Source organism: Enterobacter sp. BIDMC 30 (assembly GCF_000534355.1).
Classification (GTDB): domain Bacteria; phylum Pseudomonadota; class Gammaproteobacteria; order Enterobacterales; family Enterobacteriaceae; genus Enterobacter; species Enterobacter ludwigii.
Window position 1 is genome coordinate 950,238 of the sequence record NZ_KI973169.1, and the last position, 15,410, is coordinate 965,647.

16 protein-coding genes and 1 tRNA gene are annotated in these 15,410 nt (G+C 57.0%); 7 read left to right on the forward strand and 10 right to left on the reverse strand.

Annotated features, from left to right (window positions below):
* Nucleotides 1–14 precede the first annotated feature (14 nt).
* The 5 genes from L466_RS0122295 (at nucleotide 15) to L466_RS22935 (ending at nucleotide 4,788) form a co-directional block, all read left to right on the forward strand.
* Nucleotides 15–134, forward strand: a complete 120-nt coding sequence (locus L466_RS0122295; RefSeq protein WP_032680256.1) for a GpE family phage tail protein — start codon at nucleotides 15–17, stop codon at nucleotides 132–134.
* The gene (locus L466_RS17665; RefSeq protein ID WP_032680257.1) at nucleotides 127–2,928 is read left to right on the forward strand and encodes a phage tail tape measure protein; all 2,802 of its coding nucleotides are present in this window, start codon (nucleotides 127–129) and stop codon (nucleotides 2,926–2,928) included. The genes L466_RS0122295 and L466_RS17665 overlap by 8 nt, the downstream gene beginning before the upstream one ends.
* Nucleotides 2,925–3,407 carry a phage tail protein gene (locus L466_RS17660; protein ID WP_032680258.1) on the forward strand — a complete coding sequence of 161 codons (483 nt, stop codon included), beginning with the start codon at nucleotides 2,925–2,927 and terminating at the stop codon, nucleotides 3,405–3,407. Before L466_RS17665 ends, L466_RS17660 begins: the two co-directional genes overlap by 4 nt.
* Nucleotides 3,407–4,504, forward strand: a complete 1,098-nt coding sequence (locus tag L466_RS17655) for a phage late control D family protein (RefSeq protein WP_032680260.1) — start codon at nucleotides 3,407–3,409, stop codon at nucleotides 4,502–4,504. Before L466_RS17660 ends, L466_RS17655 begins: the two co-directional genes overlap by 1 nt.
* A 68-nt stretch (nucleotides 4,505–4,572) precedes the next feature.
* Nucleotides 4,573–4,788, forward strand: a complete 216-nt coding sequence (locus tag L466_RS22935) for an ogr/Delta-like zinc finger family protein (protein WP_032681944.1) — start codon at nucleotides 4,573–4,575, stop codon at nucleotides 4,786–4,788.
* Between the two features lie 120 nt (nucleotides 4,789–4,908).
* Here L466_RS22935 and L466_RS17650 read toward each other — a convergent pair.
* A tRNA-Ile gene (locus L466_RS17650) sits at nucleotides 4,909–4,984 on the reverse strand.
* A gap of 124 nt (nucleotides 4,985–5,108) precedes the next feature.
* Between L466_RS17650 and mug the strand changes: the two genes are divergently transcribed.
* On the forward strand, nucleotides 5,109–5,615 hold the full coding sequence (gene mug / locus L466_RS17645; RefSeq protein WP_025202984.1) for a G/U mismatch-specific DNA glycosylase: 507 nt from the start codon (nucleotides 5,109–5,111) through the stop codon (nucleotides 5,613–5,615).
* A gap of 83 nt (nucleotides 5,616–5,698) precedes the next feature.
* Here the strand turns inward: mug and rpoD are convergent, their stop codons facing one another.
* From rpoD to rpsU, 3 genes are all read right to left on the reverse strand, one after another.
* Nucleotides 5,699–7,546, reverse strand: a complete 1,848-nt coding sequence (gene rpoD / locus L466_RS17640) for an RNA polymerase sigma factor RpoD (protein ID WP_020883616.1) — start codon at nucleotides 7,544–7,546, stop codon at nucleotides 5,699–5,701.
* 150 nt (nucleotides 7,547–7,696) lie between these two features.
* The gene (gene dnaG, locus L466_RS17635; RefSeq protein WP_025202985.1) at nucleotides 7,697–9,442 is read right to left on the reverse strand and encodes a DNA primase; all 1,746 of its coding nucleotides are present in this window, start codon (nucleotides 9,440–9,442) and stop codon (nucleotides 7,697–7,699) included.
* 114 nt (nucleotides 9,443–9,556) lie between these two features.
* Entirely contained in the window at nucleotides 9,557–9,772 is a 216-nt protein-coding gene (rpsU, locus tag L466_RS17630) for a 30S ribosomal protein S21 (protein ID WP_001144069.1), read from the reverse strand.
* Nucleotides 9,773–10,008: 236 nt separating this feature from the next.
* Between rpsU and tsaD the strand changes: the two genes are divergently transcribed.
* Nucleotides 10,009–11,022, forward strand: coding sequence for a tRNA (adenosine(37)-N6)-threonylcarbamoyltransferase complex transferase subunit TsaD (gene tsaD / locus L466_RS17625; protein WP_020883618.1), 1,014 nt, complete (start codon nucleotides 10,009–10,011; stop codon nucleotides 11,020–11,022).
* A gap of 40 nt (nucleotides 11,023–11,062) precedes the next feature.
* On the opposite strand, the gene ureG is transcribed toward tsaD, so the two are convergent.
* From ureG to L466_RS17595, 6 genes are read right to left on the reverse strand one after another with little or no spacing between them, the layout of a single operon-like run.
* Nucleotides 11,063–11,680 (reverse strand): urease accessory protein UreG, encoded by a 618-nt coding sequence (gene ureG, locus L466_RS17620; RefSeq protein ID WP_014171666.1) that lies wholly within the window; start codon nucleotides 11,678–11,680, stop codon nucleotides 11,063–11,065.
* A gap of 9 nt (nucleotides 11,681–11,689) precedes the next feature.
* Complete coding sequence (locus L466_RS17615; RefSeq protein ID WP_032680262.1) at nucleotides 11,690–12,364, reverse strand: urease accessory protein UreF; 675 nt, start codon at nucleotides 12,362–12,364, stop codon at nucleotides 11,690–11,692.
* Nucleotides 12,364–12,903, reverse strand: coding sequence for a HupE/UreJ family protein (locus L466_RS17610; RefSeq protein ID WP_032680263.1), 540 nt, complete (start codon nucleotides 12,901–12,903; stop codon nucleotides 12,364–12,366). Before L466_RS17610 ends, L466_RS17615 begins: the two co-directional genes overlap by 1 nt.
* A gap of 9 nt (nucleotides 12,904–12,912) precedes the next feature.
* Entirely contained in the window at nucleotides 12,913–13,383 is a 471-nt protein-coding gene (ureE, locus tag L466_RS17605) for an urease accessory protein UreE (protein ID WP_032680264.1), read from the reverse strand.
* 9 nt (nucleotides 13,384–13,392) lie between these two features.
* Nucleotides 13,393–15,096 (reverse strand): urease subunit alpha, encoded by a 1,704-nt coding sequence (gene ureC, locus L466_RS17600; protein WP_032680266.1) that lies wholly within the window; start codon nucleotides 15,094–15,096, stop codon nucleotides 13,393–13,395.
* Nucleotides 15,089–15,403, reverse strand: a complete 315-nt coding sequence (locus tag L466_RS17595; RefSeq protein ID WP_020883624.1) for an urease subunit beta — start codon at nucleotides 15,401–15,403, stop codon at nucleotides 15,089–15,091. The genes ureC and L466_RS17595 overlap by 8 nt, the downstream gene beginning before the upstream one ends.
* Nucleotides 15,404–15,410 lie beyond the last annotated feature (7 nt).

Sequence of the window (15,410 nt, forward strand, 5' to 3'; positions counted from 1 at the left end):
CGGTTGATGATCTGGTGGCAGACATTGCCACCATTTTTCACTGGCCGCCGTCCGTCACTGACGTTATGCCGCTGACAGAGGTGCTGGAGTGGCGGCATAAAGCAATCCTGAGAAGCGGGGCCAGCGATGAGTGACAATAACCTGCGCCTGCAGGTGGTACTGAATGCGGTTGATAAACTCACCCGCCCATTTCGGAATGCGCAGGCCAGCTCAAAAGAGCTGGCCTGCGCAGTCAAAAAATCCCGTGACGCCATTAAACAGCTCGACCAGGCCGGAAGCAGCCTGGACAACTTCCGCAAACTGCAGACCGAAAGCCAGAAGCTGGGCGACAGGCTGAGCTACGCCCGCCAGCGTTCTTCTTTGTTGAGAAATGAGCTGGGCGCGATGGGGCCGCCGTCGCAGCGTCAGATTGTTGCGCTGGAGCGTCAGCGGCTGGCGGTGCAACGGCTGGAAGAAAAACAGCAAAAACTGCAGCGCCAGAGTGCGCTGGTTCGTGCTGAGCTTTACCGGACGGGCATTTCTGCAAAGGAGGGGGCGAGCGCCACCGCCAGAATTACCCGTGAAACGGAACGCTACAATAGCCAGCTGTCTGTGCAGGAGGCGAGGCTAAAACGGTTAGGGGAGCAGCAGCGGAAAATGCACGCTGCCCGTGCGGACTATTCCCGCCGTCTGGAGGTTCGTGATCGGATTGCCGGGGCCGGGGCGGCGACCACTGCCGCCGGGGTAGGGATGGGCGCGCCGGTAATGGCTGCCGTGAAAAGCTACGCCAGCATGGAAGATGCCATGAAAGGGGTGGCGAAACAGGTTAATGGCCTGCGCGATGATAACGGCAACCGTACCGCCCGGTTCTATGAAATGCAGGACGCCATCAAGGCCGCCAGCGAGCAGCTGCCGATGGAAAACGGCGCGGTGGACTTTGCCGCGCTGGTCGAGGGCGGCGCACGCATGAACGTGGCAAACCTCAATGACTCCTGGGCTGACCAAAAGCGTGATCTGCTGGCCTTCGCTGCCACGGCGGCGAAAGCGTCCACAGCGTTTGAACTTCCGGCAGATGAACTTTCCGAAAGCCTGGGTAAAATTGCCCAACTCTACAAAGTCCCGACCCGCAACATTGAGCAGTTGGGCGATGCGCTGAACTATCTGGACGATAACGCCATGTCAAAGGGCGGGGACATTATCGACGTCCTGCAGCGTATGGGTGGCGTGGCTGACCGTCTGGATTATCGCAAGGCTGCGGCGCTCGGCTCCACGTTCCTTTCCCTCGGCACCGCGCCGGAAGTGGCTGCCAGTGCGGCAAATGCCATGGTGCGTGAGCTGTCCATTGCCACCATGCAGAGCAAAAGCTTTTTTGCAGGTATGGATTTGCTGAAGCTGAACCCGGCACAGATTGAAAAAGAGATGACCCAGGATGCAATGGGCACCATTCAGCGCGTGCTGGAGAAGGTCAACAACCTGCCGAAAGACAAACGCCTGGGCGCGATGACGCTGATTTTTGGCAAGGAGTTTGGTGATGATGCGGCGAAACTTGCCAACAACCTGCCGGAGCTGCAGCGCCAGCTCAAGCTCACCTCCGGCAGCGATGCTGCTGGCTCTATGCAGAAAGAATCTGACATCAATAAAGACTCCCTGTCTGCGCAGTGGTTGCTGGTCAAAACAGGCGCGCAAAATACGTTTAGCAGCTTGGGCGAAACACTGCGGGAGCCACTGATGGCAATAATGAACACGGTGAAGCAGGTCACTGGCTCATTCCGCCGCTGGGTGGAAGAAAACCCGAAGCTGGCAGGCGGGCTGCTTAAAGTGGTGGCTGCGCTGGCGTCTATTGCGGTGGTGCTGGGCACTGTGATGCTGGCAATCGCTGCTGTGTTGGGGCCGCTGGCGCTGATGCGCCTGCAGTTTTCCATCCTGGGCATTAAGGGTGGCAGTGCATTTGGTCTGATCACAAAAGCCATCAGTGGTGTCGGGAGCGGGATTATGTGGCTGGGCCGCCTGATGATGGCAAACCCTATCCTGGCGGTGATCGGGCTGATTGCCATGGGGGCGATTCTAATCTGGCAGAACTGGGACACGCTGGGGCCGAAATTCAAGGCCATGTGGGATGCGGTTTGCGCTGCCACGGATGCCGCCTGGGCCTGGATTAAGCAGGCGGTGAGCGTCGCCTGGGAGGGTATTAAGTTTCTGTTCTTCAACTTTACACTGCCAGGCCTGATTGCGAAAAACTGGGATGCCATTAAGGCTGGAGTGTCTGAGGCATGGACCACTGTCCGGCAAACCATCAGTGATAAATGGGCTGCGATTCTGGCTGACGTCGCCGCCCTCCCGGCAAAGTTCCAGGAGATGAGCGGCGCCATTATTGACAGCATTCTGAGCGGCATCAATGCGAAGTGGGAGACGCTAAAAAGCAAGCTGTCCTCTGTGACCGATTACCTGCCGGACTGGATGACCGGAAATAATAAAGCACCGGGAAAAACGCAGGTGCAGGTGGTCGGCGGCGCAGCTGCTGCAGCGGTTCCGTTTGCCGGGATGTATGACAGGGGCGGAGCTATCCCGCGCGGTCAGTTTGGCATTGTCGGGGAGAATGGCCCGGAGATTGTTAACGGTCCGGCGAATGTGACCAGCCGAAGGCGTACGGCAGCGCTGGCATCAGTCGTTGCCGGAATGATGGGCACCGCCGCAATACTTGCAGAGGCTGCACCACTCCATCCAATGAGCCTGCCAGCCGCGACGTATCGCGCCCCCCAGGAGAAAGCCGCCAGCCAGCCGCCATCTGTGCGCTACGAAATCAACGCGCCCATTCATATTGTCGCCCAGCCGGGGCAAAGCGTGCAGGACATTGCCCGCGAGGTGGCAAGGCAGCTGGACGAACGGGAACGCCGCGCCAGGGCGAAAGCCCGCAGCAACTACAGCGATCAGGGGGGATATGAATCATGATGATGGTGCTGGGGTTATATGTTTTTCAGCTGCGCACCGTGCCTTACCAGGAGCTGCAGTATCAGCGCAGCTGGCGTTATGCGACCAACAGCCGGGTGAGCCGCCGACCTTCAACGCAGTTTCTGGGTCCGGACAATGATCCACTGACGCTTTCCGGCGTCCTGCTGCCTGAAATCACGGGCGGCAGGCTGTCCCTGCTGGCGCTGGAGCAGATGGCGGAGCTGGGCAAGGCTTGGCCCCTGATTGAGGGCAGCGGCACGATCTACGGCATGTTTGTGATCGAGAGCCTGAGCCAGACTAAAACGGAGTTTTTCGACGGAGGTGAGGCGCGCCGGATTGAGTTTTCACTGACTCTCAAGCGGGTGGATGAATCCCTGTCTGAAATGTTCGGCAGCCTCAGCGACCAGCTGAGCAACCTGCAGGACTCTGCCGCGTCAGCCATCAGGAATATCACCAGTACCGTTGGAGGGCTGCTGTAATGAATATCAGCTCGGAACAGCTGGACCTGAGCAACAAAACGCCCGCTTTCAGTATCGTGATTGAGGGTAAGAACGTGACGGAGGTGCTGGATAAGCGCCTGATGAGCCTGACTCTGACGGACAACCGGGGTTTTGACGCTGACCAGCTCGATCTGGAACTGGACGACGCGGACGGGCAGATTGTGCTGCCCCGACGCGGGGCGGTGATCACCCTGGCGCTGGGCTGGAAGGGCCAGCCACTTTTCCCGAAGGGGAGCTTCACGGTGGATGAAATTGAACACGCAGGCGCGCCGGACAGACTGACCATCCGCGCCCGCAGTGCTGACTTCCGGGAAACCCTGAACACCCGGCGGGAGAAATCCTGGCATCAGACCACGGTGGGCGACGTGGTGAAAGATATTGCCGCCCGCCACAATCTTACAATGGCCCTGGGCAAAGACCTGACCGATAAGCCACTGGATCACCTGGACCAGACCAACGAAAGCGACGCAAGTTTTTTGATGAAGCTGGCGCGACAGTTTGGGGCCATTGCCTCTGTGAAGGACGGGCATCTGCTGTTTATCCGCCAGGGGCAGGGCAGAACTGCCAGCGGAAAGCCACTGCCGGTAATCACCCTCACCCGCAAGGCCGGGGACAGTCACCGTTTCAGCCTGGCAGATCGTGGAGCCTATACGGGCGTTATCGCCAGCTGGCTGCATACGCGGGAGCCAGCAAAGAAGGAAACCACAAGCGTTAAGCGTCGGAAGAAAACCACGACAACAAAGGAGCCGGAGGCAAAGCAGGGAGATTATCTGGTCGGCACGGATGAAAACGTGCTGGTACTGAACCGGACCTATGCCAACCGGGCCAACGCTGAACGGGCAGCTAAAATGCAGTGGGAACGCCTGCAGCGTGGTGTGGCGTCCTTCTCCATGCAACTGGCAGAGGGCCGGGCCGATCTCTACACGGAAATGCCAGTGAAGGTAAGCGGTTTTAAGCAGCCCATTGATGAAGCGGAATGGACGATCACCACGCTCACGCATACGGTCAGCGCTGAAAGTGGTTTCACAACCAGCATTGATTTTGAGGTGAAAATTGACGATCTCGAAATGGAATGATTACTTCACAAAATGGAATTATGTTGTATCATTATTGCGATTACAGCAAAAGTGGGGAAAAGTCTAAAATGATGAATTGTCCATTGTGTGGTCAGGCCGCACATACACGCAGCAGCTTTGAAGTTTCCCGCCAAACCAAAGAGCGTTATAACCAGTGCACAAACATTGAATGCGGGCACACTTTTGTTACTCATGAAACGTTCGTCAGGTCTGTTTGTCGCCCTCAAAAAATCAGTTCTGCACCTCCGCATCCGAAGGGTTTGCAGCAACAACTTTCGTACTAACCCGCTGCTGGCGGGTTTTTTTATGAAATTCCTGCTGCCATTTTGCTGCCAATGAGATTTGAATAAACAAAAAGGCCACTCGTGAGAGTGGCCTAACTGTATGTATTTACTGCTTAAATTTGGTGGCCCCTGCTGGACTTGAACCAGCGACCAAGCGATTATGAGTCGCCTGCTCTAACCACTGAGCTAAGGGGCCGTGGCGGTGAATTATAGAGGAACTCCCTTCAGCAATCCAGCCATTCACACCTGCCTGCTGTTTTTATAAACAATGCATAATCAATCCTTTATACTTCCATAAGGATGTATCAAAGGGAGTAGAGATGATCAACGATATTCTGGCCCCGGGCTTGCGGGTGGTGTTTTGCGGGATTAACCCTGGGAAGTCCTCGGCGCACACCGGTTTTCACTTTGCCCATCCGGGGAATCGCTTCTGGAAGGTTATCTATCAGGCCGGGTTTACCGACAGGCTACTGAAGCCTGAAGAGGAGCAGCACCTGCTGGATACGCGCTGCGGGATTACCATGCTGGTTGAGCGGCCCACGGTACAGGCGAGTGAGGTGAACCTGCATGAACTGCGCAGCGGTGGGCGGGAGCTGATTAAGAAGATTGAAGATTATCAGCCGGCAGCGCTGGCAATCCTGGGTAAGCAGGCTTACGAACAGGCGTTCAGTCAGCGCGGTGCGCAGTGGGGCAAACAGGCCATCACCATTGGCGTCACGCAGGTGTGGGTGCTGCCAAACCCGAGCGGGCTTAACAGGGCAACGCTGGATAAGCTGGTGGAGGCGTATCGGGAACTGGATGAGGCCCTTGTTGTGCGTGGGCTGTAGGGCGGTGTTTCCTTGTTCCTGAGGGGCGGAGAAAATGCAAAAAAAAAGCTCCCTTTGGGGAGCTTTTTCACTGACAGGATCGATTAATCGTCCAGGAAGCTACGCAGTACTTCAGAGCGGCTTGGATGGCGCAGTTTACGCAGCGCCTTCGCTTCGATCTGACGGATACGTTCGCGGGTAACGTCGAACTGTTTACCCACTTCTTCCAGAGTATGGTCGGTGTTCATATCGATACCGAAACGCATACGCAGCACTTTTGCTTCACGGGCGGTCAGGCCAGCCAGAACGTCGTGCGTTGCAGCACGCAGGCTCTCGGTCGTCGCAGAGTCCAGCGGCAGCTCGAGGGTGGTATCCTCGATGAAATCACCCAGATGCGAATCTTCATCATCACCGATTGGTGTTTCCATGGAGATTGGCTCTTTGGCGATCTTCAGCACTTTACGGATCTTGTCTTCCGGCATCAGCATGCGCTCAGCCAGCTCTTCCGGCGTTGGCTCGCGGCCCATCTCCTGCAGCATCTGGCGGGAGATACGGTTGAGCTTGTTGATGGTCTCAATCATATGCACCGGAATACGGATGGTGCGCGCCTGATCCGCGATAGAGCGGGTGATAGCCTGACGGATCCACCAGGTAGCATAGGTGGAGAACTTATAACCACGACGGTATTCAAACTTATCAACCGCTTTCATCAGACCGATGTTGCCTTCCTGAATCAGATCCAGGAACTGCAGGCCACGGTTGGTGTACTTCTTGGCGATAGAGATAACCAGACGCAGGTTCGCTTCAACCATCTCTTTCTTCGCACGGCGGGCTTTCGCTTCACCGATGGACATACGACGGTTGATGTCTTTAACCTGCTCAATGGTCAGGCCGGTCTCTTCTTCAATCTGATGCAGTTTCTGCAGGCCGCGGAACACGTCTTCTTTCACGTCATGCAGTTTTTCAGACCACGGCTTGTTCATCGCGATAGCCGCGTTGAACCAGGTTTCGCTGGTTTCGTTGCCGGTGAAGAGGGTGATGAAGTTCTTCTTCGGCATTTTGCACTGCTCAACGCACAGTTTCATGATGATGCGTTCCTGGGTACGTACGCGATCCATCATCACGCGCATGCTGTTAACCAGGTAGTCGAACTGTTTAGGCACCAGACGGAACTGTTTGAAGACTTCAGACAGTTTCAGGATCTCTTCCTGTGCGGCTGCGTGGCTGCGACCTTTTGCTTTGATGGTGTCACGCGTGACTTCGTACTGGGTACGCAGCTCGGCAAACTTCTCGCGCGCCAGTTCCGGGTCGATGCTGTTGTCATCATCGGCGGTGTCGTCGTCGGCATCTTCCTCATCTTCGTCTTCGTCATCATCCATCTCTTCCTGAGACAGTTCAGAACCCACGTGAGTGGCGGTCGGTGCCATATCTTCTTCAGCGTTCGGGTCGACAAAACCGGTGATCAGGTCAGACAGGCGCGCTTCTTCCGCTTCAACACGATCGTACTGCTCCAGCAGATAGGTGATCGCTTCAGGGTATTCGGCAACAGAGCACTGAACCTGGTTGATCCCGTCTTCGATGCGTTTCGCGATGTCAATTTCGCCTTCGCGGGTCAACAGTTCAACGGTACCCATTTCGCGCATGTACATGCGGACCGGGTCAGTGGTACGCCCGATTTCAGATTCCACGCTGGACAGGACCTGTGCAGCAGCTTCTTCCGCATCTTCGTCAGTGTTGTTGGAGGTTTCAGCCAGCAACAGATCATCGGCATCAGGTGCTTCTTCCATCACCTGAATACCCATGTCATTGATCATTTGGATGATGTCTTCGATTTGATCTGAATCGACGATATCTTCCGGCAGATGGTCATTGACCTCGGCATAGGTCAGATAGCCTTGCTCCTTACCGCGTTGGACAAGAAGTTTCAGCTGTGACTGCGGGTTTTGCTCCATAAGACGGTATCCACACTTAATTCGTTTGATTGGTGTCGGCGATGGGGCTGCCAACCTTTAAAGCGAGGGCGTACTTATATTTGTGCCGCTGCCTCTCAGTGCGGCTGCCGGGGGCTTCCCGATCGATATTCGGCACTTAAGCCGTTGAATTCATTTTTTTGCCAGCTCCTGGTTCAGCATCCAGAGTTCCCGGCGTTCTTCGCTGCTTAAGCCGTGTGTGCGCTCGCGAGCTATCAATTCTTCCTGGCGCAGCTCAAGCATCGAATCAAACATATGGTTGAGTGAGTCGGTGAACGTTTTTTCTGCAATGTCCTTATCTGCTATATCGTCCCACATCGACAGTTTTTCAAGGGTAGCAGCCTCTTTTGTGCCGCGATAATGTTCTAAAAGTTGTCCGGTGGTCAGACCTGGCTGAGACAAACAAGTGTTGACCAATTCTGAAAATAAGCCAAGCCCGGGCAATTTTTCGTGGTTCAAACCCGCCAGTGATGGCACTTGCGGAGCAAGTTCGGGGTTTTGAACCAGTAACCCTATCAGTATACGCATGGTTGTGCGTTTTAGCTGAGGCGCGGGACGAACCGCACCGTTTTCAGACTGTTTAGGCATTAAACGTTCAAGCTGACTGTCATCCAGAATGCCGAGCTTGTTGCCTAGCTCCTGACGCAGATAGATGCGCAGCGTTTCGCCGGGCACCTGACTGATTAACGGCAGCGCCAGCGTGCTGAGCTGCGCGCGCCCGTCAGGGGTACTCAAATCGACCTGCGGCATCAGGCTGTTAAACAAAAACGTGGAGAGCGGCTGAGCCTGCTCCATCCGCGCTTCAAACGCCGCTTTGCCCTCTTTACGCACCAGCGTATCCGGGTCTTCACCGTCGGGCAGGAACATAAAGCGTAACTGACGCCCGTCGGTCATATAAGGCAGTGCGGTTTCCAGCGCACGCCAGGCGGCGTCGCGCCCTGCACGGTCACCGTCGTAACAGCAGATGACATTGTTAGTCACCCTGTACAGCAGCTGAATGTGATCGGCTGTGGTCGAGGTGCCCAGAGATGCAACCGCATAGTTGATGTCGTACTGCGCCAGCGCGACGACATCCATATAGCCTTCGACGACCAGAAGGCGCGGAGGTTCCGCGTTATCCTTCAGCGCCTCATAAAGACCGTAAAGCTGGCGGCCTTTATGAAAAATATCGGTCTCCGGGGAGTTGAGGTACTTCGGCAGGGCATCACCCAGCACGCGACCACCAAAACCAATCACCCGGCCACGCTTGTCGCGGATCGGGAACATCACCCGTTCGCGGAAGCGGTCGTAGCTTCGTCCCTGGTCATTGGTGACCAGCATGCCGGCATCGATAAGAGACTTACGATCTTCGCTATTGCCGCCAAAACGCTTTAACACGTTGTCCCAGCCGGGCGGGGCGTAACCAATAGCGAAACGCGCAATCACATCGTCACTCAGTCCGCGCGCTGTCAGGTACTGACGCGCAGGCTCAGCAGCAGCGTGCTTAAGAGACTGTTGATAAAACGAGTTCAGACCATCCATCAGTTGGTACAGCGTTTGCCGTTGATGGCGCTCGATCTGGCTTGGCCCACTGCCTGCTTCATACGGCACTTCAAGGTTGTGCATCGCCGCCAGCTCTTCGACGGTTTCAACGAACTCGAGCTTGTCGTAGTTCATTAAAAAATCGACAGCATTACCGTGAGCACCACAGCCGAAGCAATGGTAAAACTGCTTTTCACCGTTAACGGTGAAGGAGGGGGTTTTTTCGTTATGGAAAGGACAGCACGCATGGTAGTTCTTGCCCTGCTTTTTCAGCTTTACCCGCGCGTCGATGAGATCGACGATGTCGGTTCTGGCTAGCAGGTCATTGATGAATACGCGTGGGATTCGTCCGGCCATATGCCCCAAAAATTTTAGTAACTCATAAACGAAAACAAGCCGCGCATTCCTTCCGGAAGCACGGCCTTACGACTACAACTCTGTCTGTCATTGAGGGCTGAGGCCCTCAACTGATTAGTACAGACGAGTACGGCGTGCGTTTTCGCGAGCCAGTTTCTTCGCGTGACGTTTCACAGCAGAAGCTTTAGCGCGCTTACGTTCGGTCGTTGGTTTTTCATAGAACTCACGACGACGAACTTCAGCCAGAACACCTGCTTTCTCGCATGAACGTTTGAAGCGACGCAGTGCAACGTCGAACGGCTCGTTTTCACGTACTTTAATTACCGGCATGTAACTCTCACCTTTGATAAATTCGGTTTGCCGCTGGCATCAACGCCAGCTTATTTCAAAATGGTGCGGAATTTTACTGCAAATGCTGCTGCTTTGTAAAGCACCGACGCGTTTTTGAAAGGGACTTTAATAAGGGTGAAGAGTATACACGAGGCTTCTTCCTGGGGCGAACAAAGTTTTACATCAATCCGCATTGGCCCTACACTGCGCGGTATTGAAACGAGGTAAAACAAGTCATGCGTGTACTGGGTATTGAAACATCCTGCGATGAGACCGGCATCGCCATTTACGACGACGAAAAAGGGCTTCTTGCCAACCAACTGTATAGTCAGGTGAAATTACACGCTGACTACGGCGGCGTCGTGCCTGAACTGGCTTCTCGTGACCACGTGCGTAAAACGGTTCCCCTGATTCAGGCGGCGCTGAAAGAAGCCGGGTTGAGCTCTACTGATATTGATGCTGTAGCGTATACCGCAGGCCCGGGCCTGGTGGGTGCGCTGCTGGTCGGCGCAACGGTGGGCCGTTCGCTGGCGTTCGCGTGGGATGTGCCGGCCATTCCGGTTCACCATATGGAAGGGCATCTTCTGGCGCCGATGCTGGAAGATAATCCGCCTGCGTTTCCTTTTGTGGCGCTGCTGGTTTCAGGTGGCCATACCCAGCTGATTAGCGTAACGGGGATTGGCAAGTATGAACTGCTCGGCGAGTCCATTGACGACGCAGCCGGTGAGGCCTTCGACAAAACGGCCAAACTGCTGGGCCTGGATTATCCTGGCGGTCCGATGCTCTCGAAAATGGCATCGCAGGGCACGGAAGGGCGTTTCGTCTTCCCGCGTCCGATGACTGACCGTCCAGGGCTGGATTTCAGCTTTTCTGGTCTGAAAACCTTCGCGGCCAATACCATTCGCAATAATGACGATAGCGAGCAGACCCGTGCTGATATCGCCCGTGCGTTCGAAGACGCGGTGGTCGATACCCTGATGATCAAATGCAAACGCGCACTGGAAAAGACCGGCTTTAAGCGTCTGGTGATGGCCGGGGGCGTCAGCGCCAACCGCACGTTGCGTGCAAAACTCGCGCAGATGATGCAAAAGCGTGGTGGGGAAGTATTTTATGCCCGTCCGGAATTCTGTACCGATAACGGGGCGATGATCGCCTACGCGGGCATGGTACGTCTGAACGCTGGCGCGACCGCCGATCTGAGCGTCTCTGTACGTCCACGCTGGCCGCTGGCGGAGTTGCCGGAGGCGTAATGCCTAACCCTCTCCCGCCAGGGAGAGGGGAGTTATACGGTTACACCCGCAACATCCCTTTCTCTTCCAGAAATGTCACGATCGTCGCCAGTCCGTCGCCCGCCTTCAGATTGGTGAAGGTCCACGGGCGCTCGCCGCGCATGCGGTTGGTGTCACGCTCCATCACCTCCAGTGAGGCCCCCACATAGGGTGCCAGGTCGGTTTTGTTGATCACCAGAAAATCGGATTTGGTAATCCCTGGGCCGCCCTTACGCGGGATCTTCTCCCCTTCAGCGACGTCAATCACATAGATCGTCAGGTCAGCCAGCTCCGGGCTGAAGGTGGCGCTCAGGTTGTCACCGCCGCTTTCAACGAAGATCAGGTCCAGATTGCCGAACTTTTCGCTTAACGCTTCCACTGCCGCCAGGTTCATTGAGGCATCTTCGCGGATTGCGGTATGCGGGCAGCCGCCCGTCTCCACGCCCACGATGCGCTCTGGCTCAAGGGCACCCGCTTCGGTGAGAATGCGCTGATCCTCTTTGGTGTAGATATCGTTAGTCACCACTGCCAGGTGATAGGTGTCGCGCATTGCTTTGCAGAGTGCTTCCAGTAACGCGGTTTTACCCGACCCCACCGGGCCGCCCACGCCCACGCGCAGGGGATGTTTGTAATCAGCCATGTTGTCTCCTCAGGAACGGAATAATCGTGAATATTGTGTTTCGTGGCGCGCAGAGGCGATGGCCGACAGCGGCGTTGCCGCACCCAGCGCGTCGTCGCCACGCAAAAATGCCGGTTCAAGCCCGGCAGCAAAGTGGTCGCTCAGGTCGATAATCAGCTGCTGCGCCGCCTGTTGCCCGAACGGCACCAGCTTGACGCCCGCCATGACCGCGCTCTCAATCCAGCTGTAGCCCAGGCTCAGGGCCAGCTCATGGGCGCTAATGCCCCAGCGTACTCCGAGCCACGCCATGCCGCTGAGCTGGCTTTGCATAAACAGCGTCTGCCACTCTGCCGGACAGTCTGGCTCCCAGCTTTTGAGCAGGCGCGTAAAGGCCGCCCCGCGGTTGCGTTCCTCTTCACGCAGTTCACGCGTTTCCCGGCAGGCGAGAAGGTAGGCCGTCCAGCGTGTTGCCGTCGCCAAATCGTTTTGCTCGCACGCCTGATAAAGTCGGGAAAACAGCGGCAGATCGACACAGAAAAAGCTCTGCTCCATCTGCAGGATCTGCCAGTTTTTGAACGCCTCAGCATCGGGGACCCAGCCTGCTTCAACGGCCCACTCCAGCCCCTGCGACCAGGTGAATGACCCGACCGGAAGGCTGCTGCTGGAGAGCTGCATCAGGCGCAGCCGCTGGCGGACGTGCTCCATCAGCCCATCAGCGCCAGCAGCGCAGAGACAATCAGCCCGCCACCAAAGGTTTTACGTAACCCGTCGTGACGGCGCAGCAGCAACCCGGCGGCGAAGCTGGCGCACAGCACCGTGGCACTGGCAAACATAAAGCCGCTGGTGAAGAGCCAGAAGTTGTGGCCAGACATCTCTACCCCGTGCGCCCAGCCGTGGAACATTGCCAGCGCCGGCACGGCCAACAGCAGGCGATTTTCGGTTTTAAACATCATTGCGCCGCAGACCGCCAGCGAGGCGATAATCAGCATTTCCATGCCGCTAAAGCCGCCAAGCAGGCTGCCTGCAACGGCCCCGGCCAGCATCATGCCGAGAGTGGCAAGAGGCAGCAGCAGCTTGCGCCCGCTCAGGGCCGAAAGTACGCCCGCACCGGTTAGCATCAGCAGATGATCAAGACCCGTCAGCGGATGGAAAAAACCGGCCTGAAAGCTGTCTGTGCCGTGTCCGGGATGCGCCAGGGCAGGAAGAGAAAAGGCCAGCAGTAACAGAGGTAAAAACGTACGCATGATGAATCCTTAATGTGAATGAGCGTGAGAGTGACTATGGCTATGGCTGTGGGCATCGCTGGTATACGCCCCCGCTTCCGGTTCAAACGGGAGGGTGGCAAATGTCACCTCGAGCCCGAACTGGCGCAGCATGTCATCGAGCACATGATCGTGGTGATAGCGCAGCTCGCCGGGCATGATCTGCAGCGGCACGTGGCGGTTGCCGAGGTGGTAGCAGGCGCGGGCGAGCAGGAACGGATCGTCGCAGCGCACCACGGAGACCGATTCCGGCGCGGCGATCACCTCGATCACCTCGCTGCCGTCGTCAGTGGTCAGCAGATCTCCCCCGCGCAGCAGCAGGCCGCGCGGCAGCATCAGCCCGGCTTCGCGACCGTCATTCAGCGTCACGCGGGCACGGCTTTTTACCCGGACATCAATCGGCAGCGTGACGCTGGCGGTTATCGGATGGGCATGGTCAAGGCGTTGGGTCAGGTAGATCATCGTCACTCCTTAAAACAGGAAATAGCGTTGGGCCATCGGCAGAACGTCTGCCGGCTCGCTGGTAATGAGCTCGCCATCAACGCGAACCTCGTAAGTTTGTGCGTCAACGGTGATGTTGGGCTGCAGGCTGTTGTGGATCATGTCGGCCTTTTTCACCGTGCGGCAGCCTTTTACGACGGCTATGCCGCTCTGCAGGCTGAGCTGGTGCGAAATGCCCTTCGCATCGGCAGCCTGGGAGACAAACGTCAGCCGTGTCGCATGGCGTGCGGCACCCAGCGAGCCAAACATCGGACGGTAATGGACCGGTTGCGGCGTTGGGATAGAGGCGTTGATATCCCCCATCGGCGCGCAGGCGATCATCCCGCCTTTCACAATGGTGGCGGGTTTGACGCCAAAGAACGCGGGGGGCCAGACCACTAAATCCGCCAGTTTCCCGGCCTCAATCGAGCCCACTTCATGGGCAATCCCGTGGGTTAGCGCCGGGTTAATGGTGTATTTGGCGATATAGCGTTTCACGCGGTAGTTATCGTTGTTCCCGGTCTCTTCCGGCAGTGCGCCGCGCTGAACCTTCATACGGTGCGCCACCTGCCAGGTACGAATAATCACTTCGCCGACGCGACCCATTGCCTGGGAATCGGACGAGGTCAGCGAGAAGGCTCCGATATCGTGAAGGACATCTTCCGCGGCGATGGTCTCCCGGCGAATGCGTGATTCAGCAAAGGCCACGTCCTCGGCGATATCCGGGTCGAGGTGGTGACACACCATCAGCATGTCGAGATGCTCGTCGATGGTATTCACCGTGTAGGGCAGCGTCGGGTTAGTGGAGGAGGGCAGAATATTCGGGTGCGCGCAGGCGGTAATAATATCCGGTGCATGTCCGCCGCCCGCCCCTTCCGTATGGAAGGTGTGAATGGTCCGTCCGCCGATAGCCGCCAGCGTGTCCTCAACAAACCCGGATTCGTTCAGCGTGTCGCTGTGCAGCGCCACCTGAATATCCATCTCCTCCGCCACCGCCAGTGAGCAGTTGATGGCGGCCGGCGTCGCGCCCCAGTCTTCGTGGATCTTCAGCCCGATGGCACCCGCTGCGATCTGCTCGCGCAGGGCATCAGGGTTGGAACCGTTACCTTTGCCAAGCAGGCCGATATTCACCGGTAGTGTATCGGCCGCCTGCAACATTCGCGCGATATACCAGGGCCCCGGCGTACAGGTCGTGGCGTTGGTGCCTGCCGCAGGGCCCGTGCCCCCGCCAATCATGGTGGTGACGCCAGAGACCAGCGCCTCTTCCGCCTGCTGCGGGCAGATCCAGTGGATGTGCGTGTCGATCCCGCCGGCGGTGACAATTTTCCCCTCGGCGGCGATCACTTCTGTCGCTGCGCCAATCGGGATCGTGACCCCGGGCTGTATATCCGGGTTACCGGCTTTACCCACGGCAAAGATCCGTCCGTTTTTTACGCCAATATCGGCTTTAACGATCCCCCAGTGATCGATAATCAGCGCGTTGGTCAGCACCAGATCCACGCAGCCGTCGGATGTCATCTGCCCCTGGCCCATACCGTCGCGGATCACCTTCCCGCCGCCGAATTTGACCTCTTCGCCGTAGACGGTGAGATCGTTTTCCACTTCTATCCACAGCTCGCTGTCGGCCAGACGCACTTTATCGCCAGTGGTGGGGCCGAACATATCGGCGTAGGCCTGGCGTGAAATTTCAGCCATTTTTCACCTCTCCCATCACCTCGCCGCGAAAGCCGAAAATACGCTGCGCGCCGCTGACCTGAACCAGCGTCACCTCGCGCTTCTGTCCGGGTTCGAAACGCACGGCGGTGCCTGCCGGAATATTCAGCCGATAGCCTTTGGTGGCTTCCCGGTCGAATTTCAGCGCCGGGTTAATCTCATAAAAGTGGTAGTGCGATCCCACCTGGATTGGCCTGTCGCCATGGTTTTCGACGATCACGTTTTGCGTGTCTCGCCCAACGTTGATCGCAATGTTTCCGGATTGGATCTGGTATTCGCCTGGGATCATCACGCGC